General features: G+C 73.7%; 18 protein-coding genes. 8 read left to right on the plus strand and 10 right to left on the minus strand.

The window, feature by feature from the left end:
- Positions 1 to 5 precede the first annotated feature (5 nt).
- From FRAAL_RS19750 to FRAAL_RS32505, 3 genes are all read right to left on the minus strand, one after another.
- Complete coding sequence (locus FRAAL_RS19750) at positions 6 to 311, minus strand: hypothetical protein (RefSeq protein WP_041939524.1); 306 nt, start codon at positions 309 to 311, stop codon at positions 6 to 8.
- 425 nt (positions 312 to 736) lie between these two features.
- Positions 737 to 1,453 (minus strand): 3-oxoacyl-ACP reductase FabG, encoded by a 717-nt coding sequence (gene fabG / locus FRAAL_RS19755; RefSeq protein WP_011605637.1) that lies wholly within the window; start codon positions 1,451 to 1,453, stop codon positions 737 to 739.
- A gap of 164 nt (positions 1,454 to 1,617) precedes the next feature.
- Positions 1,618 to 1,797, minus strand: coding sequence for a hypothetical protein (locus FRAAL_RS32505; RefSeq protein WP_011605638.1), 180 nt, complete (start codon positions 1,795 to 1,797; stop codon positions 1,618 to 1,620).
- On the opposite strand from FRAAL_RS32505, the gene FRAAL_RS19760 reads away from it, so the two are divergent.
- Both FRAAL_RS19760 and FRAAL_RS19765 read left to right on the plus strand, forming a co-directional pair.
- Positions 1,796 to 2,122, plus strand: coding sequence for a DUF167 domain-containing protein (locus FRAAL_RS19760; protein ID WP_041939525.1), 327 nt, complete (start codon positions 1,796 to 1,798; stop codon positions 2,120 to 2,122). The genes FRAAL_RS32505 and FRAAL_RS19760 overlap by 2 nt on opposite strands.
- 333 nt (positions 2,123 to 2,455) lie before the next feature.
- Positions 2,456 to 5,617, plus strand: a complete 3,162-nt coding sequence (locus tag FRAAL_RS19765) for a thiamine pyrophosphate-dependent enzyme (protein WP_011605640.1) — start codon at positions 2,456 to 2,458, stop codon at positions 5,615 to 5,617.
- Positions 5,618 to 5,693: 76 nt separating this feature from the next.
- Here the strand turns inward: FRAAL_RS19765 and fabI are convergent, their stop codons facing one another.
- The 3 genes from fabI to FRAAL_RS19780 form a co-directional block, all read right to left on the minus strand.
- Positions 5,694 to 6,467 carry an enoyl-ACP reductase FabI gene (fabI, locus tag FRAAL_RS19770; protein ID WP_011605641.1) on the minus strand — a complete coding sequence of 258 codons (774 nt, stop codon included), beginning with the start codon at positions 6,465 to 6,467 and terminating at the stop codon, positions 5,694 to 5,696.
- Positions 6,468 to 6,644: 177 nt separating this feature from the next.
- On the minus strand, positions 6,645 to 7,826 hold the full coding sequence (locus tag FRAAL_RS19775) for a cation:proton antiporter (protein ID WP_041939526.1): 1,182 nt from the start codon (positions 7,824 to 7,826) through the stop codon (positions 6,645 to 6,647).
- Between the two features lie 21 nt (positions 7,827 to 7,847).
- Positions 7,848 to 8,330, minus strand: a complete 483-nt coding sequence (locus FRAAL_RS19780; RefSeq protein ID WP_041939527.1) for a cation:proton antiporter regulatory subunit — start codon at positions 8,328 to 8,330, stop codon at positions 7,848 to 7,850.
- 636 nt (positions 8,331 to 8,966) lie between these two features.
- On the opposite strand from FRAAL_RS19780, the gene FRAAL_RS19785 reads away from it, so the two are divergent.
- On the plus strand, positions 8,967 to 9,497 hold the full coding sequence (locus tag FRAAL_RS19785) for a PGPGW domain-containing protein (RefSeq protein WP_011605644.1): 531 nt from the start codon (positions 8,967 to 8,969) through the stop codon (positions 9,495 to 9,497).
- A gap of 59 nt (positions 9,498 to 9,556) precedes the next feature.
- Here FRAAL_RS19785 and FRAAL_RS19790 read toward each other — a convergent pair whose 3' ends face one another.
- On the minus strand, positions 9,557 to 9,955 hold the full coding sequence (locus FRAAL_RS19790) for a hypothetical protein (protein ID WP_041939528.1): 399 nt from the start codon (positions 9,953 to 9,955) through the stop codon (positions 9,557 to 9,559).
- A 370-nt stretch (positions 9,956 to 10,325) separates the two neighbouring features.
- Here FRAAL_RS19790 and FRAAL_RS19795 point away from each other — a divergent pair, with 370 nt between their 5' ends.
- The 3 genes from FRAAL_RS19795 to FRAAL_RS19805 all read left to right on the plus strand — a co-directional run bounded on the left by FRAAL_RS19795 (position 10,326) and on the right by FRAAL_RS19805 (position 15,089).
- Complete coding sequence (locus tag FRAAL_RS19795; RefSeq protein ID WP_011605646.1) at positions 10,326 to 12,212, plus strand: glycoside hydrolase family 15 protein; 1,887 nt, start codon at positions 10,326 to 10,328, stop codon at positions 12,210 to 12,212.
- 209 nt (positions 12,213 to 12,421) lie between these two features.
- Positions 12,422 to 13,705, plus strand: coding sequence for an L-2-hydroxyglutarate oxidase (locus tag FRAAL_RS19800; RefSeq protein WP_041939529.1), 1,284 nt, complete (start codon positions 12,422 to 12,424; stop codon positions 13,703 to 13,705).
- Between the two features lie 100 nt (positions 13,706 to 13,805).
- Positions 13,806 to 15,089, plus strand: coding sequence for an aminotransferase class V-fold PLP-dependent enzyme (locus FRAAL_RS19805; RefSeq protein ID WP_231861119.1), 1,284 nt, complete (start codon positions 13,806 to 13,808; stop codon positions 15,087 to 15,089).
- A gap of 16 nt (positions 15,090 to 15,105) precedes the next feature.
- Here the strand turns inward: FRAAL_RS19805 and FRAAL_RS19810 are convergent, their stop codons facing one another.
- On the minus strand, positions 15,106 to 16,521 hold the full coding sequence (locus FRAAL_RS19810) for an HNH endonuclease signature motif containing protein (protein ID WP_011605649.1): 1,416 nt from the start codon (positions 16,519 to 16,521) through the stop codon (positions 15,106 to 15,108).
- A gap of 270 nt (positions 16,522 to 16,791) precedes the next feature.
- Here FRAAL_RS19810 and FRAAL_RS19815 point away from each other — a divergent pair, with 270 nt between their 5' ends.
- Both FRAAL_RS19815 and FRAAL_RS19820 read left to right on the plus strand, forming a co-directional pair.
- Positions 16,792 to 17,946: a DUF5685 family protein gene (locus tag FRAAL_RS19815; RefSeq protein WP_011605650.1), complete on the plus strand. Its 1,155-nt coding sequence runs from the start codon at positions 16,792 to 16,794 to the stop codon at positions 17,944 to 17,946.
- Between the two features lie 214 nt (positions 17,947 to 18,160).
- Complete coding sequence (locus FRAAL_RS19820; RefSeq protein WP_011605651.1) at positions 18,161 to 18,841, plus strand: response regulator; 681 nt, start codon at positions 18,161 to 18,163, stop codon at positions 18,839 to 18,841.
- 414 nt (positions 18,842 to 19,255) lie between these two features.
- On the opposite strand, the gene FRAAL_RS35120 is transcribed toward FRAAL_RS19820, so the two are convergent.
- Both FRAAL_RS35120 and FRAAL_RS19830 read right to left on the minus strand, forming a co-directional pair.
- Positions 19,256 to 19,600 (minus strand): hypothetical protein, encoded by a 345-nt coding sequence (locus FRAAL_RS35120; RefSeq protein WP_231861120.1) that lies wholly within the window; start codon positions 19,598 to 19,600, stop codon positions 19,256 to 19,258.
- Positions 19,601 to 20,252: 652 nt separating this feature from the next.
- Positions 20,253 to 20,900 carry a hypothetical protein gene (locus FRAAL_RS19830; RefSeq protein WP_193790316.1) on the minus strand — a complete coding sequence of 216 codons (648 nt, stop codon included), beginning with the start codon at positions 20,898 to 20,900 and terminating at the stop codon, positions 20,253 to 20,255.
- Between the last annotated feature and the right edge of the window lie 2,279 nt (positions 20,901 to 23,179).

A 23,179-nucleotide genomic window follows, 5' to 3' on the forward strand; every position in this document is an offset into this window, starting at 1 on the left:
CGAGGTCATCGAGGCACGCGGTTGGCGAGGTCGGCCGGATAGGTCGGGAAGTAGCGGCCGATGGTCGACAGCTCGAACTCCGTCAGGATCGCTCCCGCCGGTTCCCGGGCCAGCAGGTACTCGAACGACGCGCGGACCAGGGCGATCATGCCCGGCACGTCGCCGACGTCCGTCCCGCTCGCCGCGAGCACCGCGTCGTCGACGGTGACCCGGAACGAGAAGGAGAGCCCGGGGACGCCCGGCGAGGTCTCCTCGGCGACCTCCACGTCGAAGTCGCGGCCACCACGCGGTTCCACCCGGATCACGCTCATCGGACCCACCCCTTCGTGGCTGCGGCGACCTCGACGCCACCACCCGGGAGGCGGGCGGTGGGCCAGGACCGGCGCCGTGTGACGCCGGCCGCCGCGCACGGCCACGGCTCGACGGCGCGCGGCAAGGCTCCGCCGACCACGATATCCGTCGGCGACGATCCTCACCCACCCGCGGGCGTGACCGACGGGTGCCGGCGGGAGCGCGGCCCGCGCGGGCCGGCGCCTGGGTTCGACGGCCATGCGGCTCGGTGCGGGCCTGACGAGGTGGTCCTCTCGGCGGCCGGGGCACCGTTCGCGAGGTGCGTGCGGCCTGTGACGAGTGACGAGAGGCCTACGGCGTAGCGCGAGGGGCTCAGGGGCTCAGGGGCTCAGGGGCTCAGGGGCGGCCGGGACCTGCGCCCGGCCGCGGTCAACCAGTCCGCGAGTCAGTGCCCCATGCTCAGGCCGCCGTCGACCGGGATCAACGCGCCGCTGATGTACCCGGCCGCGGGCGAGGCCAGGAAGGCGACGAGGGCGGCGACGTCCGCCGGCTCGCCCATCCGCCCGCCGGGCACCTGGGCGGTGAGGGCCGCCCGCTGGGCCTCGGTCAGGGCGTCGGTCATGTCTGTGCGGATCGGGCCGGGGGCGACGACGTTGGCGGTGATGTTGCGGGGCGCCAGCTCCCGGGCGAGGGAGCGGGCGAAACCGATCAGGCCGGCCTTGGAGGCGGCGTAGTTGGACTGTCCGGGCCCGCCGGTGGACGCGACGACGGAGGAGACGAAGATGAGTCGCCCGCGGCGCAGCCGCATCATCGGCCGCGCCGCCCGCTTGGCCACCCGGTAGGCGCCGAGCAGGTTCGTGTCGACGACCTCCTGGAAGGCGTCCTCGCTCATGGTGGCCAGCAGGGTGTCACGCACGATGCCCGCGTTGGACACGACGATCTCGACCGGGCCGAACTCGGCCTCGACCTCCGCGAACGCCTTGTCGACGCTCTCGGTGTTGGCGACGTCCATCCGGACGCCGAGCATGCCCTCGGGGGCGGAACCACCGCGGCTGGCGACCGCGACCCGGTCCCCCGCGGCGGCGAGCGCGACCGCGCAGGCGGCGCCGATGCCGCGGTTACCACCCGTCACCAGGGCCACGCGACCCTCGTTTTCGACCATGGCCGGATAGTAGCCGGCCGACAGACCGCTTCCGGACCGTCCCGGCCGACGACACACACATCCCGGAGGACTGCGGGGAACTGTCACCTCCGCGGTCACCCCTTGGTGGCACTGCACCCGCGTCGGCACCACTGGCACGCGGTGTCCGGATCCGCTCTCCTTCGTCACGCCGCGGCACTCTCGTGCGGTGCGGCGGTGCGGCGGTGCGGCGGTGCGGCGGTGCGGCGGTGCGGCGGTGCGGCGGTGCGGCGGTGCGGCGGTGCGGCGGTGCGGCGGTGCGGCGGTGCGGCGGTGCGGCGGTGCGGCGGTGCGGCGGTGCGGCGGTGCGGCACGATAGCAGTCATGCGGGTGACGATCCGGGTCCACCCGGGCGCCGGGCGGGCCGCCGTGGGCGGGCGCTGGACGGATCCGCGGGCGGGTTCGATAGTGATCGTCCGGGTGACCGAACGGGCCGTCGACGGTCGGGCGACCGAGGCCGCCCTGCGTGCCCTGGCCGGGGCGCTCGGCCTGCGCCGAACCCAGGTGCGGCTCGTCCGCGGGGCCACGAGCCGGGTCAAGACCTTCGAGCTCACGACTCCCGCGGCGGACGAACCGGCCCTCCGGGCCCGCCTCGACCGCCTGCTCGCCGGTGACGACCTCGACGGGACGGCCAGCGCCACGACGGGCTGACGGGTCCTGCCCGGCCACGCGACCGATCCGGGGCGTCGCCGGTGGGGCGGGCGGCAGAGCCGGATGTCGCCGCGGAGCCGGAATGTCGCCGGGGAGCCGGAATGTCGCCGGCGGAGCCGGGGCGTCGCCGGTGGGGCGCGCACCGGCGCCGTGGGGTGCGTGGACTCCGGCCAGCGGCACCGCAACCGCCCACGGATGCTGAAATGGTGCGACCACCATGAAACAGGACGCCGGACGCGGGCCTGCCGCGCGTAGTGGACGTGTGTCGCAGATCCGGCCGGCGGCACAACCTCTGGCCTACACCGCACGTCCGGACATGGGGAGGTCGGTGTCGTGGGACGAAGGCCGGTCATGCGCAGACCGGAAGTGCGACCGGCGGACGCCATGCGGGCGCACACGGGTCGGGGGGAGCTGACCATGGGACCAGACATCCCGGATGTCCCTGCCGCCGCGGACGTCCGCGGCACCGCAGGGGTCCCGGACACGGCAGAGGTCCCCGACACGGCGGAGATCCCCGACACGGCGGAGATCCCCAACACGGCAGAGGTCCCCGACGACCGGAACATCGCCCTGCCGGCCGCCGCACAACGACCGGGCCAGAAGGACGGCGCGACGGCCCCGGCCCGCCCGCCCCGGCGATCCGGCTCGCCCATCCAGCACGATCGAGACGAGGACTCCATGGTGACGTCGCCGGCCGCCGCCCGCCGCCCCCGGCCCGCCGACGCCGAGGCCGGGAAGCCCGCGGGGCCAGCCATGGCGCCGGGCGCCCTGGTGCCGGCCACGCCCCACGGGCCGTCCGGGCACGGCAGACCGGACCTGCCTGCCCGCAGCGCGCCGGAACCGGTCACGCCGGGCCCGCCCGGTGGGGTGCTCGATCTCGCCGCGCTGGCCGCGGTGGAGCGTCGGCTGCGGGCCACCGCCACCGCGGTCGTCGAGGACGGCGTGCGCTCCGGACGGCGCTCGGCGGCCGCCGCCCGCAGCGAGCGGGCGGGTGTGGCCGCGGCCTCGAGCATCGCGACCGTCCTGTGGTTCGACGCACTCCGCGCCGAGGACCGGGTCAGCGTGACGCCCCGGGCCGCCGCCCTGGTCCACGCCGTCCATCACGTGCTCGAGGACGCGAGGGTGGGCGTCGACCCGATCGGCGCGCCGGCGGTGGGCGATCCGCCGGCCGGTTGGCTGCGGCCCGACAGCGTGCCGCCCCCGGCGGACTCCCGCCCCCTGCGCGTGCTGGGCGCCGGCAACGTCGGGCCGAGCGGAACGGTGTGGGCGGCGCTGGCCCGGCGTTACGCCGGCGAGCGCTTCGACCACACCCCGCGGGGACGCCAGATCTGCCTGATCGACTACGCCGAGCTACGCGACCCGGCCGTCTGGGAGACGATCGCCGACGAGCGGGCCGCCCACCTCGGCGAGCTGTTCTGGGTGGTGATGGTGACCGGGACCGGAGTGTCCGCCGCCACCGGCGGCCCCGGCGGGATCGGCGGGCCGGCCCGCGCGGCGCGGCTGTTCGAGGCGGCCGGCTGGCAGGTCCTGACCGTGCGCTACGGTCGCCGGCTCGAGGCGCTGTTCCGGGCGCCCGGCGGCCACGCGCTGCGGTCCCGCCTCGACCTGCTCACCCCGGCCGAGTTCCAGGACCTGCTGCACGCCCGCGGTGCGGACCTGCGCCGCCGCCTCGCCGGGCCGGGCACGGCCGGGGCGGGCATCAGCCGGTTGTTGGACACCCTCACCGACGAGCAGATCCTCGCCTGTCTGGGTGATCTGGGCGGGCACGACATCCCGCTGCTGATCGACGCCTTCGACGAGGTGGCCGCGGACCGTCCCACGGTGCTGTTCGCCTACACCGGCGACCTGCTCGCACCGGAGGACGACCCGTATCCCGCCGCGGACACCGGTCGCCGCGAACCGCCCGGGCAGGCGGCCACGCAGCTCGCCTCCCGCAACGGGGCCGGTGCGACGGTCGACGCCGACGGGGCGCTCGTCGCCCTGCCGCAGGATCCGGCGGCGGGGCGGCTCGCCCGCCACGTCGCGCGCTATCTCGACCGTGCTCCGGTGCCGCTGCGCGGTCCCGCCCCGGTGCCCGCGCACGCCGCCCGCCGCTTCCCGGAACGGATCTCCACCCAGGAGGCGTTCGGGGACCTGCTGCGGGATCTGCCGCGGCTTGCCCCGCAGGCGGCGGCCGCGGTGGTCACGATCAGCACCCGGGCCGCCGATCCCGTGCTCGCCGGGTGGCTGGCCGCCACCCGAGAGCCGGCCGCCACCCGAGAGCCGGCCGACGTCGGAGCACCCGCCGCCGGAAAGCCCGCCGAGGTGGGCACGGCGTCGCGCGATGGCAGCACCGACGGCGCCGGCAGGGCCGAGGGGGCGATCACCGGGCCGGCCGGTGGTGGATCGCCGGCGAACGGGATGCCCGCGGCGGCGAACGACCGCGTGCACGCTGGCAGCAGCGTGGACGTCGGCGCGGCCGGTGGCAGCGACGCGGGTGTCGCCAGCGGGGCGGGTGTCGCCAGCGGGGCGGGCAGCGCGACCGACCTGATGCGGCCGGGCGGCGCGGACGATGGCGATGGCGACGGCGACGGCGACGGCGATGGCGTTGCCCCGGCGGGGCGGCACGTGGCCGGCGGCCTGTCGGCGGCGGCCTTCGGTGGGGTTCTCGGCTCGCTGGGGGTGGCCTGGAGCCGGCAGGGTTTGCCGCTGCTGCCGATCGGAGTCGCCGACGAGGTGTCGGCGGGTCGGGTGCTGCCCGGCTGGCTCGCCAGCGCCAGCGCCGACGCCCGCTCCGTACTGGCGGTGGCCGACACCGGACTCGATCCGGTCACCCGCGCCCTGGCGTGGAACGGCGGCGACGGTGCCCCGGCCGGGATCGCGACGACCTGGGTCCCGGCGTTCGCTCACGATCTCGCGTGGTGCCTGTTGGCGGGGCTCGGCCGGCTGGCCCGACTCGACGGTGGGTCCAGCCTGATCCAGCTCTCCGCCCGACCGGTGGACCAGCGGCTCGCCGAACTCCCGGTGGACGCGGACGGCTGGCGCCGCCGTCGCGCCCTGGTGCTCGCCGGCGGCTACCGGTTGCACGAGGGCGGCCCGGCAGCCGCGATTACCCTGGTCGGTGTCGGCCCGGTCATGCCGGAGGTGCTGCGCGCCGCGGCGGAGTTGCGCGCCGGGCTCGGTCACGAGGTGAGCGTGGTCTGCCTGACCTCGCCTGGAGCCGTCTTCCAGGCGCTGCAGGCCCGCCGCGGGCTGGCCGAGGGGTCGGACGCGCTGCTCGCCGAGCTCTTCCCGGCCGACCGGCGCGCTCCCATGGTCACCGTGGTCGACGGCGATCCGCGGACGCTGAGTTTTCTGGCGGGCGTGCACGGCGATCCGATCTCGACCCTCGGCTCGGCCGCGCCGCCGCCGGACGCCGCCGGGGCGGCGGCCCGGCCGGGAGCCGTACCCGTCACGGTGGACGTGATCGTCGGAACGGCGTTGGATCTGCTCGACGAGGCGGCGAACGCGCGCTGACCGGCGGCGGGCGCACCGGCGGCGGGCCGACCTGGGGCACGCCACCCGGCGGTCGGCCCGGCGCGGGCGGTGCGCGTCAGACGCCGACCGCGTGGACGCCGCCGTCGACGTGGACGATCTCGCCGGTGGTCGCCGGGAACCAGTCCGACAGCAGCGCCACACACGCCTGGGCCGCGGGGGTCGTGTCGTGGACGCTCCAGCCCAGCGGCGCCCGACCGTCCCAGACGTCCTCGAACTGGCTGAATCCCGGAATGCTCTTGGCCGCCATCGTGCGCAGCGGGCCGGCCGCCACCAGGTTCACCCGGACGCCGCGCGGGCCGAGATCGCGGGCGAGGTAACGGGCCGTGGACGCCAGTCCCGCCTTGGCGACACCCATCCAGTCGTAGGAGGGCCAGGCGACGGAGGCGTCGAAGTCGAGGCCCACCACCGACGCCCGCTCCCCGAACAGGGGCAGGGCCGCCCGGGTCAGGGAGGCCAGCGACCAGGTCGACACCTGCAGGGCGGTGCCGACCTCCGACCACGCGGCCTCGACGAACGGTTTGCCCCCGAGGACCGACTCGGGGGCGAAACCGATCGCGTGCAGCACCCCGTCCAGGCCGTCGACGTGTTCGAGCACCCGCCCGGCGAGACCGGCCAGCTGCTCCTCGTCGGTGACGTCCAGCTCGACGACGGGCGCCTCGCTGGGCAGGCGCTTGGCAATGCGCCGCGTCAGCGACAGGCCACGTCCGAATCCGGAGAGAACCACCTGCGCGCCCTGTTCCTGCGCGATGCGGGCAACGCTGAACGCGATCGATGCTTCCGTGAGAACACCGGTGACGAGAACGCGCTTACCTTCGAGAAGTCCGCTCATGGGCCGCATCCTGCCAAACATGGCCGCCCATGTGGGCACACCCGGGCCCGGAAGTCTGCCCCCGTTCCGGTCGGGCGACGCCGCGGCCGTCGAACGACACACGGCGGGCCCATCCGATATCCCGAGAACGTGGATCAACCGTTGCGAACGCGTCGATGCGGCGCCGCGGGCCGGTGATCAGGATCGGCTCAGCCGGCCGCGGGCGCTGCGGGTCACCGGCTCGACGAAACGGGCGGCCAGCGGGCCGATAATCGCCATGAGCAGCACATAGCAGGCGGCGAGGGGCCCCAGTTTCGGTTCGATGCCGGCCGCCACGGCCAGACCGGCGATCACGATCGAGAACTCGCCGCGCGCGACGAGGGCCGCGCCCGCCCGGAACCGGCCCATCGTCCCGATCCCGGCGGAGCGGGCCGCCCACCACCCCGTCATGACCTTTGTCACGACTCCGGCGAGCGCCAGCAGCGACCCGGCGAGCAGTGCCGGGGGAATGTCGGCGGGGGCCGTCTGCATGCCGAAGAAGACGAAGAAGACGGCCGCGAACAGGTCCCGCAACGGCCGGAGCACCTCCTGCGCCCCCTCGGCCACGGGACCGGACAGGGCGATGCCGACGAGGAACGCGCCGACGGCGGAGGACACCTGCATCCGCTGGGCGAGGCCGGCCACGAGCAGCGCCAGCCCGAGCGCCCGCAGCAGCAGGACCTCGTCGTCGCGGTCCGCCGACGGGTTGAACACCAGGCGGGTCACCTTGTCGCTGTGCCGCAGCGCGACGTAGAGGACGGCCACGAGCAGGCCGAGGGCGATCGCCACCGTCAGCGACCCGCGGGCGAAGCTGTGGTGGGCCAGCAGCGCGGTCAGGATCGGTAGGTACACGGCCATCGCCAGGTCCTCGAGCACGAGGACGGACAGCACGACCGGCGTCTCCCGGTTACCGAGCCGCCCGAGGTCGCCGAGGACCTTCGCGATGATCCCGGACGAGGAGATCGCCGTCACTCCGCCGAGAACCACGGCGGCCGTCGGACCCCAGCCCAGGATGAACGCCGCCACGACGCCCGGCGTGGCGTTCAGGACGAGGTCGAGGACCCCCGCGCGGGCCTGTTTACGCAGGCCGGACAGCAGCTCGCCGGCGGTGTACTCCAAGCCGAGGGTGAGCAGCAGCAGGACGACGCCGATCTCGGCACCGACGCCGATGAACTCCTCACTGGCACCGAGCGGCAGCAACCCGCCGTGGCCGAAGGCCAGGCCACCGACGAGATAGAGCGGAATGGGAGAGATCCCGACGCGCAGCGCCAGATGTCCGAGGATGCCAAGGGAGAACAGAACTCCCCCGAGCTCGAGGAAGGTCGTCGCGGTGGAATGCACTCGATCCGGCCAGCCCGCTCGTCAGCCGGAGTGGAGCAACGCGGCCACGGACGCCGTGTTCTCCGGGGTCCCGACGACGACCACGATGTCCCCGGCCTCGAACCGGAAGTCCGGCCGGGGGGAGGCGTGGACGATCTGGTCGCGGACGACGGCGACGATGGAGGCGCCCGTGCGGGTGCGGGCCTGGGTGTCTCCCAGCGGGCGGCCCGCGAAGGGCGAATCGGGCAGAATCGCGATCTGCTCGCCGACCAGCCCGGCGAACGCGCTGCTGATGTCGGCCAGCTTCTCGACGATGTGCGGCGCGCCCAGCAGCTCCGAGAGCGCGTCGCTCTCCTCCGCCGTGAGCGCGATGGAGTCCCGGGAGGAGTCGGGATCGTCGGGATCGTAGATGACCAGATCACGCCGCCCGTGATGATGGGACACGACCCCCAGCCGACGGCCGCTGCGCGTCTGGAAGTCGTGCCGCAACCCGATGCCGGGGAGCGCGGTCTCCTCGATCTCCACAACAACCCTTTCCGCGCCTTGTTGGCCCGCTCGTCCGCAGGAAGCTCCTGGTGAGCCGCCTTATGCCACCCTAACGAACGATCCGGAGACGCCCCTGGTTCGCGGCGTCGGCACCGAAACGCGAAAGCCTCGGTAACCCGGCGACAGGTGGTCGTCACAGGATGCCCCCGTCCGGAACCGGGCAGTCGACGCGTCATCAGCGCCGATCGCGTTCTGGGCCGCGACCCGTCCGACGGGCAGGGGCATCGGGCCGGTCCCCTCCCGGCGACGTCGCGAAGCGCCGCGGCGAGAAGGCGGTCCAGGTCACGGAGCCGGTCTCGGCAACTCGGGCCACGATTGTGGTGCCCGGCGCGTTGCTAGGGGGTGACGACGTCGATGACGCCCGGCCGACATCCGCCCGGACGCCACGACCGGAGCCGGCGCCGGCAACCGCCGCCGGCTACCACCGCAGCCAGCAACCACCGCGTCAGGGAAACCACCACCGCCGCCATCAGCCACGCCACCAGGAACTACTGCCACCAGGAACCACTACCGCCAGCAACCACCATGGAGCCGTGGGGACCTGCGCGCACCCCGTCCCGCCCGCGCACCGTCCCACCCGCCCGGTCCCACCCCGTCCAGGGAGAGTCGCCGCCCGTGCTGACCCAAAGCGCTCGACTGCTGCGCAGGATCGCCCTCACCGTGCTGGGGATCGTGGTCCTCGGCGTCGGCATCGCGATGCTCGTCCTGCCCGGCCCGGGCTTCCTCGTGGTCGCCCTCGGGTTCTTCATCCTGAGCCTGGAGTACGAGTGGGCGCGCAGCCGCTTCGAGCGGGCCCGGCGCAAGGCCGCCGACCTCGCCGACCAGGCGGCCGCCAACCGGTTCTCCTCGGCGTTCACGATCCTGTTCGGGCTCGGCATGATCGCCGCGGGCATCGCCTGGATCGTCGTCGACAGCCTGCCCGCCTCCTCGCCCTGGACCGGTGGGAGTCTGATCTTCAGCGGACTCGTCGTGCTGGCGACGATGATCGTCAGCCTTTGGCAGGCCAAGCAGGCGCGGGACGCCGGTCTGCCGACCCCCGCCGAACTCCTCGAAGAGCGCGAGCAGGAGGAGCAGGCGGGCGCCGAGTCCGACGAGGAGACGCGGGAGCGCGCCGACGAGGAGACGGGGGGCGTGCCACGGGGGTGACGCAGGACCCGGCCAGCCGCCCCGGCTGATCCTCGCCGCCCGACCCCGGTTCGAGGGTGTTACTGGCCCTGGGTCTCCTGGCTCATGCCCATCACGCCCGGCTGGTCGTGGACGCACCGGTACACGGCCGCGCGGTCGGCGGTCGACGCCTTCGCGACGTCGTAGCGCAGCGGATAGGCCCTGCTGACGGCCAGGTTGTTGCGGTCCTTCGGTTCCTGGATCGCGCGGCCCACCGAGGGGCACGCGGCGCGCACGGCCTCCTTCTGCGCCGCCGTCGCCTCCGGCGTGAAGTAGACCACAGCCTCCTGCTTGGGGGGTGGCCCGCTCAGCGTCGCGTAGATCCCGAACACGATCAGGCCCACGGCGGCGAGGGCGATCGCCACCACCGCCGTGCGGCGCCGCGGATCGACCAGGTACCGCACGGCACGGGTGGTGGCGGTGGGCGACGAAGAGGCCACGTCGTGAGTCCTGTCACATCGGGGAAGGAATTCTGGTCCGGATTACGGGTGGACCACCACGAAGTCCGGACCCCCAAACTAGCCGGCCGGCGCAGTCCGTAAGGTGAACGCCTTTGTGAGGCTCGGCGACCTCCGCCACGTGTGACCGCCTCCCCCGCCCGGCCCACCTGCCGGCCGGGGGCGCGCGCCCAACCCGGGCACGCGCAGCGGCACACCGTCGACCGGCGGCGCCCGCCCACGATCGGGCCCAACGACGGGTCACCCGCGATGGGCCACATCCGATGACGCCGGCGACGGCGTTCATCCCACATCCGGCGATCATCACGTCCGATGATCGCGACCAGCGAACCATGGGAGCGAGGAACAGGTCGTGCCATCCCTGATCGAGGACTACGCGCTGATCGGCGACACCCACTCTGCGGCACTCGTGGCGCGCACGGGCTCGATCGACTGGCTGTGCCTGCCCCGGTTCGACTCGCCGTCCTGCTTCGCCGCGTTGCTCGGCGACGCCGACGACGGGCACTGGCAGATCGCCCCGGTCGAGCCGGTCCTCGGCGTCAGCCGCCGCTACCGCGGCGACACCCTGGTGCTGGAGACGGACATGACCACCGCCTCCGGCACCGTGCGCATCGTCGACGCGATGTTCCCCCACGCCGGCACCCACACGGTGCTGCGCCTCGTCGAGTGTCTCGAGGGCGCCGTCCACATGCGCTCGGAAACCCGCTTCCGTTTCGACTACGGCTCGATCGTGCCGTGGGTGCGCCGCGTCGACGAGCACACCATGTCGGCCGTTGCCGGCCCGGACGCCGTCACCCTGCGCACCACCGCCCCGATGGAGGGGCACGACATGGCCACCTACGCCGACTTCCACGTCGCGGCCGGCCAGTCGGTGCCCTTCTCCCTGACCTGGACGCCGTCGCACCAGACGCCGCCGCCGGTCCACGACGTCCGCCGCATGATCACCCTCACCGAGGCGTGGTGGTCGGACTGGATGGCCGGCTGCACCTACGACGGTCAGTGGCAGCCCGCCGTGCGCCGCTCCCTGATCACCCTCAAGGCCCTGACCTACGCCCCGACCGGTGGCATCGTCGCCGCCGTCACCACGTCGCTGCCGGAGCACATCGGCGGGGTGCGCAACTGGGACTACCGGTACTGCTGGCTGCGCGACGCGACCATCACCCTGCTCGCCCTGCTCGACGCCGGGTTCACCAGCGAGGCGACCGCCTGGCGGGAATGGCTGCTGCGCGCGGTCGCGGGCGACCCGTCCCGGGTACAGATCATGTACGGCGTCGGGGGGGAACGCCGCCTGCCCGAGTACGAGGTGCCCTGGCTCGCCGGCTACGAGAACTCCTCCCCCGTTCGGGTCGGCAACGCCGCCGTCGACCAGTTCCAGCTCGACGTCTACGGCGAGGTCCTCGACGCCCTGCACGTCGCCCGGGTCGCGGTCGCCAACCGGCGGCCGTCCGTGCCCGGCCTGGTCCTGCCCGGCGGGCAGGCGCTCGCCGACCAGCACGGCGACGACTCCTGGCCGCTGCAGACCAAGCTGATGGACTTCCTGGAGACCGGCTGGCGCAAGACCGACGAGGGCATCTGGGAGGTCCGCGGGCCACGCCGGCACTTCGTCCACTCGAAGGTGATGGCCTGGGTCGCGGCCGACCGGGCCGTTCGTGGCATCGTGGAGTCCGGCCTGCCCGGTCCCGTGGAACGCTGGTCCGCGCTGCGCGACGAGATCCACACCGAGGTCTGCGCGAGAGGCTTCGACCCGGACCGCAACACCTTCACCCAGTTCTACGGCTCCCGCGAGCTCGACGCGGCGCTGCTGTACATGCCGCTGGTCGGCTTCCTGCCGGCGACCGATCCCCGGGTCGTCGGCACGGTCGCGTCGATCGAACGGGAGCTGATGGAGGACGGTTTCGTCCTGCGCTACCCGACCGCCGAGGACGGCGCGGTCGACGGGCTGCCCGCCGGCGAGGGCGCGTTCCTCGCCTGCACTTTCTGGCTCGCCGACAACTACGCGCTGTCCGGACGGGTGCATGAGGCCCAGGAGCTGTTCGAACGCCTGCTGTCGCTGCGCAACGACGTCGGCCTGCTCGCCGAGGAGTACGACCCCCGGCTCGGGCGGATGACCGGCAACTTCCCGCAGGCGTTCAGCCACGTGCCGCTGGTCAACACGGCGCGCACGCTCACCGACGCGCTGCGCGGGGTGCCCCGCTCGCGCACCGACCGCGCGCACCCGCCGGGCCACTTCTTCGGCTGAGCCAACCCGGCGGCGGCGTGGGCGGCGCAGGCACGACCTGGCGGCGGCACGGCGGCGGCGTGGTTGGCGCAGGTCGTGCCATGCCGGGTCCACCGCACGGCCGCCGCACGGACTATCAGTTCGTCACACAGCGTGCATGCCGATACTTGTTCCGTACTGTCGGCGTGGCGGGAGACTCCAGCCGATCGACGAGGAGCAGGGGGCGGGGCGTGGCAGGTCGGATCGCGGTGATCGGCGGCGGCATACTCGGACTGGCGGTGGCCCGGCGTCTTGGCCAGGTCGAACCGGGAGCGACGGTGACCGTGTTCGAGAAGGAGCCCGACGTCGCCCGGCATCAGACCGGACGCAACAGCGGCGTCGTCCACGCCGGCCTCTACTACGTACCGGGCTCGCTGAAGGCCACCCTGTGCCGGCGCGGCGTCGGCCTGCTGCGCGAGTTCTGCGACACCCACGACATCCGCTACGACGAGTGCGGCAAGGTCGTCGTCGCGGTCGACGACAGCGAACTGGAACGGTTGGCCGCGATCGAGAAGCGCGCGCAGGCCAACGGAGTCCCCCGGACCCGCATGCTCGACGCCACCGAGCTGCGGACGATCGAGCCGCACGCCCGGGGAGTCGCCGCCCTGCACTCCCCCACCACCGCGATCGTCGACTATCCCGGGGTCGCGCAGGCGCTCCGCAAGGAGATCATCGCCGCGGGCGGCTCGGTGCGCACCGGTGCCGAGGTGATCGGTGTCGACGAGCGGCCGGACGGGGTGCACCTGCGCCTGACCGTCGCCGGCTCCGCCAGCGCCCGGCCCAACGGCACTCACGAGGTGGCCGCCCAGGACGGCGGGCGGGTCTCGGTCGTCTCCGAGCGCGTCGGTCCGTTCGACCTGCTGATCGCCTGCGCGGGGCTGCAGTCGGACCTGGTGGCGACCTTCACCGGCGAAGACCCGTCGCCTCAGATCGTCCCCTTCCGAGGCGACTACTGGCTGCTGCGCCCACAGCGGCGGGACCTGGTCCGCGGGCTGATCTATCCGGTGCCGGATCCGCGATACCCCTTCCTCGGCATCCACCTCACCAAACGGATTGACGGAGAGGTCCTCGTCGGGCCCAACGCGGTGCTCGCCACCGCCCGCGAGGGCTACACGGTCGGCACCGTCCAGGCCAGCGATCTGCGTCGGACCCTCGCCTGGCCGGGCTTCCACAAGATGGCCAGGACGCACTGGAAGACCGGCGCCAAGGAGATCCTGCACACCGTCAGCAAGCGTGCGTTCGTCGCAGAAGCCCGGCGCTACGTACCCGAGCTACGGACCACCGACGTGGTGCGTGGGCCGGCAGGGGTGCGGGCCCAGGCTGTGGCCCGGGATGGCAACCTCGTCGACGACTTCGTCCTGTCGCACACCGGGCGGGTCCTCCATGTACGCAACGCGCCGTCGCCGGGTGCGACCGCATCGCTCGCGATCGCGGAGCACATCGTCAGCAAGGTCGTTCCCGAACCGGCGAGCTGACGCCTGCGACTCGGCGGCACGACACGGCGACATTGCTGTCCGGACGCCGGGGACCCGCATCCCCGGGGTTCGGACGCTCGACGGATGCGATCCTGGTCCGGTGAGTGTGACGCCGGACCGCCAGGGTCGTGATGTTCTCGCCGACGCCGAAAAGGACCACGGTGCGGGTCTCGAGCTGGCCCGACGTTGGCGCGCCGCACGGTCGGCCTCGGCCGTGACCCACCTGGACGCGGCCGCCGCCGCCAGGCCCAGCCAGGCGACCCTCGACGTTCAGATCGCCCACCTGCAGCGCGAAGGCGAGCATGGTGCGTACGTCGCCGAGATGGAAGCGGGCGAGGCGCTGCACTCCGCGCGGGCGGCACTCGCCGATCTCCTCGGACCCGGCCTCAGCCCTGACGATGTCACCTTTCACCATTCGGCGAGCACCGCCTTCGCCGCGCTGCTCGCCGCCTGGCCTCTGCCTCCGGGCGCCAGAATCGGAGTTCTCCCGAGCGAGTACGGCTCCAACATGTTCGTGCTCGAGGCCCGGGCGCGGCAGGCCCCACTCGAGTTGATCGATCTGCCCGTCGACCCGCAGGGTGTCATCGACCTCGACGTCCTCGACAGAATGGGGATCACCAGCCCCGGGGCTGCCCGTCCGCTCGCGCTCACCGAGCTGGATCTCGTCGTCTTTCCCCATGTCCCCAGCCAAAGCGGCATCGTGCAGCCGGCTGCCGAGATCGGTAGCCGCTGTGCCGCCGCCGGGGTACCGCTCATCCTCGACGTCGCCCAGTCCCTCGGCCAGATCGGTGTCTCCGACATCCAAGCCAGCGCCTACGTGGGGACATCGCGCAAGTGGCTGTGCGGCCCGCGGGGCACCGGCTTCCTCGCTGTGCGGGGGGACCTGGCCGAGCGCATCAACGTCGCGGTTCCGAGTCTCTACAGCATGGGTCGGGGCAGGGACGGGCGGCCGGTTCCCCTACCCGGCCTGGCTCGGCTCGGCATCGGTGAAGCCTCGATAGCCTCCCGGGTCGGTCTCGCGCAGGCGCTTTCCGAGCTGCTCGTCAGCGATCCCCCGCTCGTGTTCGCCCGGATCGTGTACCTCGCCTCCTGTGGGCGCCGCGTCCTGGACGGTGCCGGCGGATGGCGGGTGCGCGAGCGGCCGGACTCGCCGACCGGCATCGTCACGCTGGAACCACCACCCGGCGTGGACCTCGTGGCAGTCCATGATCGTCTCTACCGGCAGGATGCGATCCTCACCAGCGCCATCCCGGTCCAGCGGAGCCGTGATCTCGCGGGGCCGGTCCTGCGGGTGAGCGCCCACGTGTACAACGATCCGGGCGAGTTCGAGCGGCTCGCCGCAGCGCTGAGCCGCGAGGACGGCAACTCCCCGTCGCGCGCCTGAAACGGACATGCACGCTTCAGGCGGCACCCGGCGTGGCCGGCCCCGCGGGGGGCGGGACATCCAGATAGGGCTCTGGCAGTACTCGGTAGGTTCGTCCCTCCGGGCTGGTCCAGAGGAAGACGCCGGGCGTCGGCTGCTCGCACTTCCAGTCGGCGGCGGGAGGCTGCGTGCGGCCGCGGACGGTAGGCTCCGCCGGCGGGCGGCCCGGGCCGGCACCGCCAGCGTGCCTGCGCCGGGTCCGACGCCGACGGCGGCTCTCCGCGTGCTTCAGGTGATGGTGCCGGGCGCAGGCTGGGCCGAGATTTTCCTCCTCCGTGCGGCCGCCTTCGCCGTGTGGTTTCGTGTGGTCGATCTCGCAGTTGATCGCGGGCTTTCCGCAGCCCGGAAAGATGCACTGGCGGTTTCTCGCACGCACGGCCCGCGCCAGGCCGGGTGAGGGGAAGCGCCGATCCCCGACCTCGACGACCTGGCCGTTCCGCGGATCGGTGAGCATCCGCCGCCAGGTCGACTGCGAGTCGGCGGCGAGCTCGCGGGCGAGATCCGCCGGGATCGGGCCGTATCCGGCAAGCTCGCCCGGCTCGTCCGAGAGCCCCATCAGGGTCGAGATCGGCACCACGACCTGCACCTCGGGGCGGATGCTGTGGCGGTCCTGTCCCATCAACAGCTCGTAGAGGACGTCAGCCCGGCGCTCATCGAGCGTGCGCTTGTCTTCCGGATCGGTGCCCGAGAGACGGGCGAACACATCGACGCGGTGGTACACCGCCACCATCCGCTCGGCGGAGAGCAGCGCCCGCAACGTGCCCATGCCGTCCTCGCCGTCGGTGATCCGCACGCAGCGTCCCCGCACCGCATGACGATGCCGGCGGTTCGCCCCCTGCGGATCGACCTTCAACACCCGGCGCCGTACCGCGGCGCGGAAAGTCGCATGGCTGGCCCGGCCTCCCTGCTCGAGGGCTGCCCGCTCGACGGCGCCGGCCTGCACAGCGTTCAGCGCCGCGGTCTGGCGGGCGAGGCTCTCCACCCGCAGCAGGTCGATCTCGCCTTCGTGTAGGGCACGCAGACTCGCCGGCAGCCGGGTGCACACCTCGACCGCCAGCGTCAGCCTACGGGTGCCGAGAGCCGGCGCGACTCCCAGCTCGGCGGCCAGCTCCTCGCCCGCGAACTCACTGAAAGGTCGGTCTTCCGACTCGCCCTCCAGCCGCGGACGGTGCTCGACGAACCGAGCTCGCACCGCGAGTTGCTGTGCCTGCAGTCGCGCGATCTGCCGTTCGAGTCGGACATCGAACCGCAGGCATTCGTCCGCGCTCAGCTCGTCGACGACCCGGTCGAACACGCGCATCGCGCTGTGGCCGGGCGGGGTCCGCGCCTCGGCCTCCCCCTGGCTGGCGGCCGGCCGACTCACGTCGCGCTCGCCTGGCAGGTCTGCTGGCATCGTCGCACCATCGCTTCCTCGACGACGTATGACACCACCCCGTCAGGCTTCCGGCCGGGCGAGGGAGCTCGATCCCGTTTCGAACTCGTGTTCGATCGTACGCTATCGTCGTCCGCATGAGAACGATCCTTCCGGCGTCCGGCCGGCCTCCGCGCCGACGACCCGCCTCGCTCGGCAGTCCCGCCCCTGCGGGCCCACTGTCGCAAGCCAGACAGGGCGACTCGAGCCGCGCGCACCTGTCGCCACCTGCTCTTCTGAGAGGGTGCGTCCATGTTCGGAGTGGTTCGCCCCTGCCGGCACCAGCTGTCCGACGACCTGCACGCGGCGTGGATGTCGCATCTCTGCGGGTTGTGCCTGGCCCTGCGCGACCATCACGGTCAGTGGGCCCGCGTCACCACGAACGTGGACGCGGTTCTCGTGTCGGTGCTGGTCGCCGCGCAGCCCGGCAGGCCGACAGAACGCCGCCGGGCAGGGCCGTGTCCGCTTCGCGGGATGCGCCGGATCGAGGTGGCGGCATCCGCCGAGGCGGGCCCGCGGCTGGCGGCCGCAGTGTCCCTGGCCGCCGGCGCGATCGCCGTGGGTGACCACATCGCGGACGGCGACGGTCTTCTGCGCCGCCGCCCCGCGGCCGCGATCGCGCAGCGGGTGGCCGACCGGGCCGCGGCAGCCGCCGAGCGCACCGGCTCCGGGGTCGGGCTCGGTGTCGCCCTGCTGGAACGTGCGGCGGCGGAGCAACGCGCCCGGGAGGGCGCCAGCGCCCGGGGCGGGGCGGCGCTGTTGGACGCGCTGGCCCCCACCGAGACCGCGGTTTCCGCAGTTCTCGCGCACACCGCCGTCGTGGCCGGGTGCGACGACAACCGCGCGCCGCTCGCGGCGGTGGGACGATACTTCGGCCGCGTCGTCCATCTGCTCGACGCCGTCACCGATCAGCTCGACGACGCCCGGACGGGATCGTGGAACCCGCTGACAGCGACGGGAACCAGCCCGGCCGAGGCCCGCCTCCTGTGCGAGGACGGCCGGCGGGACCTGCGGCACGCGTTGGCCGAAGTGCGGTTCACCGACTCGGTCGATGCCCGACTCGCCCGTCTCCTCTTCGGCGACGGGCTCGACCATGCCGTCGACCGGACCTTCGCGTCCACCGCACAGTCGCCGGGGCCCGGGCGGCCCGGCCAGCCGCCGGATGATCGCCCCGACCGCCGGTCGCCACAGCGCCGACGGACGGGCTCGGCCTGCCTGGTCGCCGCCGGGATGTTCCTGACCTGCCGGATGTGCGGCGAATACACGTCGCCGCTGGACGGGCAGCGAAAGGAGGGTCTGTGCAGCCGTGGCTGCGACCTCGACGGTGCCTGCGACTGCTGCGACTGCTGCGAGTCCTGCGGCGAGTGCGCGGAGTGCGACTGTTGCGGATGCGACTGTAACTGCTGAGAGTGCCCGATGTTTCGACCTCGTTGCGCATGACGGAACCTGGTCGTGACGTCCGGTAGGGATCTGCTGAAATGGTGAACGTCGCGCGAGCGGAGTCCCCGACGCTCCTCGCGGCCGGGGACGCCCCCACGTCCCCACTGGCGGGCACCGACGCCCGTACGGCCGTGTCGAGGTCTGTCATGGCTCGCAAGTCCGGGAGAACGACTGGACCACCATGAACGCAGAGGACGACACGACGGTTTCCGACATCATCACGGTTGCGGCGGTCGACGATCACCCGATCGTGCTGCGCGGTCTCGCTGACCTGCTGCACGACGTGAAGGACTTCGACCTGATCGACACGGCCTGTTCCCTCGACGCGCTGCTCGCTGGGCCCGGGCGACACGCACAGGTGGTCCTGCTGGATCTGGACCTCGGTGACGGCACCGAGCCTCCGGACAACCTCCGGCGGCTGCTGTCCGACGAACGGGCCGTGGTGGTGTTCAGCGCCGCGGCGTCACCGGCCACTGTCCGGGACGCGATGCGCGCCGGTGCCTCAGGCTTCGTTCCGAAGACCGACGACGTCGAGGATCTGGCAACCGCGATCCGGGCGGCCGCCGCCGGCACCGGATGGATCTCTCCACAGCTTGCCTTCCTCCTCCTCACCGACGACTCTCCCGACAAGCCGGACCTGTCGCCGAAGGAGATCGAGGCGCTGCGCCTGTACGCGACAGGGATGCCGTTGAAGACCGTGGCACGGAAGATGAACGTCTCCCCGGAGACGGCCAAGCAGTACATCGACCGGGTCCGCCAGAAGTACCGCCGGGTCGGCCGAGACGCGGCGACGAAGGTCGACCTGTTCAAGCGGGCGATCGAGGATGGTCATCTCGATCGCCGGGCAGAGGGGATGGCCTGACCGAGGCGTCAGACCGCTGAAACCAGCGACCTGCAGGTCGGCGTTTCGCCCGCCACGACCGAGGCGACCAGATTCCGACCGGCTCGAGAAAGCGCAGTGGGCGCCGACACCCCCATGTCAGCGCCCACCACCCCGGCACACACCGAATCCCCGTATCCGATGCGCGCCCTCGCGCCACCCCCCGCGTGGCGTGAGGGCGCGCGATCCGGTCAAGTGCGGAACATCTCCGGCACGTCCCCCGACCGAGCCTCGCTGCTCCCCCCGTATGCCCTTGACCTCGTTCATCGTGCCCGATGTCGCGGTTGCCGTCATGACCCCAAATCCACCGAACCGGACGTCCCCCCATTGGGGGTCACACCCCCCTCGATCGGGCACCGCCATCCCCGGGACCAGGACGAGACACCCGGCCGCCGATCAACGCCGGGGCTCGCCGCCGCCGGCCACGGGCCGACGCGTGAACCGCGCAACCACTCCAGCCACCAGAACAACGAACCCACAGCAAGCGATCACCCACAATCCGGGGCCGACCGTGGTTGCCGTCCGCAGCCCGCTGTTGACGAACGGACCTCCCCGGTAAAGCTGCACGAGGTCGACCGCGGCGGTCAGCAGGACCATGAGGCCCGTCATGGTGGCGAGCATGCGCCCCCACTCCCTGCGTCCGGCGGCGAGGAGAAGGCCCGCGACCACGGCGAGGATGCCGAGTAGCACCGTCAATCTCCCATGCTGGTCGGGATCGGTTCCCCGCACGGTGAACTCCACGAACCCGTAGGCTCGCACCGTCGCCCACCGCATCCCTGACGCAATGATCACAGCGACGCCGGCGCAGACGGCCAGCGGACCGGGTAGCCAGGCGCAGCGGGACGCGAGCCGATGCGACCACGAGTGCTCGGCTGGTCCGGCCGTCCGCGATGACGCCGACGCCGACGCCGCGACCACCGAGGGCACGTCCCACGGATGTGCCCGAGACGCTGTGGGCGATGACCGCACCTCCGGCGCGGCGCCGCCAACTGCCACGCCGACCTGGGGCGTCACCAGGGAGACCGTGCCGGATCCCGCTCGTGACCAGGCGGGGTCCGCCGTCGCCGCAGCCCGCGCCCGCCACGCTCGCAGCTCGGCGGCGACCGCGGCTCTACGGCCGTCTTCCTCTGGTCCTTCCGGTACCTCCGGCGGGCGTGGGCCGGCCGCGGGTAGTGCCGTCCCACCGTCCCGGGCGTCGCCCCCCGCACCCCCGGCGGCGACGGATGAACCACCACCCCCCGGGCGGGCCCACGGACTCTGCTGTTGACCGGTCACCCACGCCACCACCGTCCGACACCACGGGAGGGGTCTGACGACCGCCCCGCACGGTCGTATCACGCGTGGGAGCCGCCCGCATGGTCGCGAGACAGAACCACCCAAACCGGGCGGGTCATCACCGGCCACCTCCTCCCGCCGCCACCGTGCGCCGCTCCAGCAGGACGGCGCCGATCAGGGCGAGGATGCCGGACAAAAGCGTGACCATGACCCCGTTCTGCGGATGGATGGAGATCACGTCCGCCGAGATGGCCCGAAAGGACGCGAGCGTCGGCGGTCCGTAGGCCCGATCGAGCCCGGCAATCACCACGATCAGGATCGCGACCACGCGGGCGACCAGGACATCTGCAGCACTACCGCCGATCGGCCGGCGCACGAGCCGCGCCGCACCCACGATCCCCAGGAGTACGGCCAGGACGAGGACCACTCGGCCGTCCCCGACGACGATGCCGTTGAAGGTCCGAGTCTCGTCCGCGCTGGACATCTCGCTCCAGGGCAGGACGCTGCCGATGACGCTACCCACCGCACCGACGATCATGGCCAGCGCGGCCGCCGGTCGTGTGCGGTCCGGCGCCGTCGCGGGCCCGGTCACGGTCTGGCCGGCCGCCTCGAGCTGGTGCGGCGGCTCACCGGCGCCCGGCCGGCCGGGCCGCTGCCCCCGTTCCCGTACCGTGCGGTGGCCGGGACCCAGGGACGGCCGGTTCGGGTCGGCGGGCTCGCCGGGCCGGGGCACCTCATGTTCCGGCGCCACGCCCGGCCCAGCCACGGCATCGTGACCGTGCAGGCGGGGCGAAGCGACGGAGCCGGCGCGGCCGCCTTCAAAGTCCGGCGACACGTCCAACGTCTTTGACGCGTCAGACCTCTCGTACACGCCAGTCGCCTCGTACACGCCAGTCGCCTCGGAGACGTCCGGGGCCGGGTGCTGTCCCGGATCCGCGAGACGCCAGCCGTCGTCGGTCGCCGCGAACCGCTTCGCAGCCTCGCCGTGGCCGTCACTCCCGCGATCGCGACGCAACCCGACGCGCATGGTCGGCGGATCGAGCGCCGATTGTGCGGTCGACAGCTGGGCCGTGCCGGCGCCGGCATGGCTCCCGGGGGCGCTTCCAGCTGCCGGCTCGGTCCTGTCGCCGGTGCCGCGGGCCGGTGCGCGGTGCGGTTCCGGTGTACTCTGGCGGCCTGGCCTGGCGACGTCCGCGCCCCCGGCGCGGGCCGAGGCGTCTCGGGCGGGCGGCAACGCCACGGGCAGCTCCCCGCCGCGTTCTGTGCGTCTCGGTAGCGGCTCGGAACCCCGGGAGGCGGCCGGGTTCTGATCGGGCCCGCGGCCGCGGGGAGGCCCGGCCGGCCGGCCGGCCGGCGGGCGATCCGCGGCGTCGCGTTCCCCGGACGGCCAGCCCACTCCGGCGTCGACGGGCCGGACGGACGATCGTGGCGCCTCGCGCTCGAACCACGTGGGCCGAGGTGCGGCGTCTGCCGGCGCGGAGGCGGCCTGAGGCGGCGAGGACGGAGCTGCGGCGGGCGGAGCGACATCGGTCCTCGTCGGCGATACAGGCGACGGTAGCGGCGTGGGCGGCGCGGGCGCGACGACGTTCGGATGCCCCGCGTCTGCCGCCACGTCGGCGGCGGGTCGCGGCGGCGGGGCGACGCGCGGCGGCGTAGCGGTTCGCGGCGGTGTAGCGGTTCGCGGCGGTGTAGCGGTTCGCAGCGGGTCAGCCTGCTGGCTGACGGCCGGTCGGGCCTGCGGCGTCCACGGCTGCTGATCGACGGGGCGCGACGCCTGGTTCTGGCCCGACCCGGGTGCCGGGCTGGAGCCCGGCCCGCCAGCCCGCGAGCCGGGCGGGGGGGCCGGCGGGACTGGTGCCCGCGTCCCCGCGGCGGATCCCGGCGACGCGCCGGGAGCGGACCGGCTCGCCCCGGGGGGTGGCACAGAGAGGTCGCGGTCCACGTCCCGGTCGACGCGCGACGGCTTCGGGGCCCCACCGTCCTTGCCCTGTGGCCGCGGAGCAGCACCGGCCGCGGAGGTCGACCCGTCCGGTGCACGGTTGTCGGCCGAGCCAGCCTGACCCGTGATCGCCGATCGCGCTCGAGATCCGTCGCCCGCGCTCCCCGCCGGTTCGGCCGCGCCACCTCCTGCTGATCCGGCCGCGCCGCCTGCATCGGCCCGCCCAGTACGGGTCGCCGCCCCCGGCGATGCTCTGCCGGGATCCCCGGACGACACCGGCGCACCGGCCAGCCCGCTCGAGACGCCCGAGACGCCGGACGCACCCGACCGGGCCGGTGACCGCCCGGGCCACTGCCCCGCCGCAGGCGCTACCCGGGCGGTGGGCTGCCCGGAGGGCGGACGGGGCGCACCGGCGCCGGGCCGGGCGGTCGGCCGCTCGCCGGCAGATCCGCCCGGCGGCGTCCCGGCGGCGCTCGGACGTGCGCCGGCGTTTCCCGCCGACGGCCCCGCAGCGTTCGGCGGGAGGCCGGCCCGGTCCTGGCCGGGGGGGCCAGCGGGCGCACCGGCCGCCGACTGCCGGCCACGCGCGACCGAATCGGGTGTCATGCGGACGGGGCCGGCGCCACCCGGTCCGCGGTTGTCACGAAGGGGAGACGGATTCTGTCGCGCCGGCGGGGCGCCGGTGGGCTGGGACCGGTTCGGCGCGAGCGGCGGGCGGATCGGGCCACGGGCGCCGTCGGCGGTTCGCGTGCCCCCTTCCGGAGGACGGGACGCACCGGGCCGGTCACCGGCGCCGGACCCGCTGCCCGCCGAACCGGCCGAACCGGCCGAACCCGCCGAACCTGACCCTGCTGAACCTGGCGTCCCCACCGAACCAGACGAGGCGCCCGAACCAGACCGTCCGGGCGGAGCAGCGGTCGAGGAGGCACCGGCCGCGCGCGCGCTCTGGGGCGGAGCGGGCAGGCCGGCGGCGGGGCGGGCGCCGGCGGACGAGGCGGAGGCGGGCCGGGCGGGCGGTTCGGAGGCGACGCGGCCCGCGGGTGCGGCACGAGGCGGAGTACGCGAATCCGGGGACGCCGAGGTGCCGGCACCCGAGTGGTCGTCGG

The organism is Frankia alni ACN14a, assembly GCF_000058485.1.
GTDB lineage: Bacteria > Actinomycetota > Actinomycetes > Frankiales > Frankiaceae > Frankia > Frankia alni.

Excerpts from the sequence above, each read along its gene's own strand:
- FRAAL_RS19750 (WP_041939524.1), bottom strand. The coding sequence starts at position 311 with ATGAGCGTGATCCGGGTGGAACCGCGTGGTGGCCGCGACTTCGACGTG.
- fabG (WP_011605637.1), bottom strand. The coding sequence starts at position 1,453 with ATGGTCGAAAACGAGGGTCGCGTGGCCCTGGTGACGGGTGGTAACCGC.
- FRAAL_RS19760 (WP_041939525.1), top strand. The coding sequence starts at position 1,796 with ATGCGGGTGACGATCCGGGTCCACCCGGGCGCCGGGCGGGCCGCCGTG.
- FRAAL_RS32505 (WP_011605638.1), bottom strand. The coding sequence starts at position 1,797 with ATGACTGCTATCGTGCCGCACCGCCGCACCGCCGCACCGCCGCACCGC.
- fabI (WP_011605641.1), bottom strand. The coding sequence starts at position 6,467 with ATGAGCGGACTTCTCGAAGGTAAGCGCGTTCTCGTCACCGGTGTTCTC.
- FRAAL_RS19810 (WP_011605649.1), bottom strand. The coding sequence starts at position 16,521 with ATGCCAGCAGACCTGCCAGGCGAGCGCGACGTGAGTCGGCCGGCCGCC.
- FRAAL_RS19815 (WP_011605650.1), top strand. The coding sequence starts at position 16,792 with ATGTTCGGAGTGGTTCGCCCCTGCCGGCACCAGCTGTCCGACGACCTG.
- FRAAL_RS19820 (WP_011605651.1), top strand. The coding sequence starts at position 18,161 with ATGAACGCAGAGGACGACACGACGGTTTCCGACATCATCACGGTTGCG.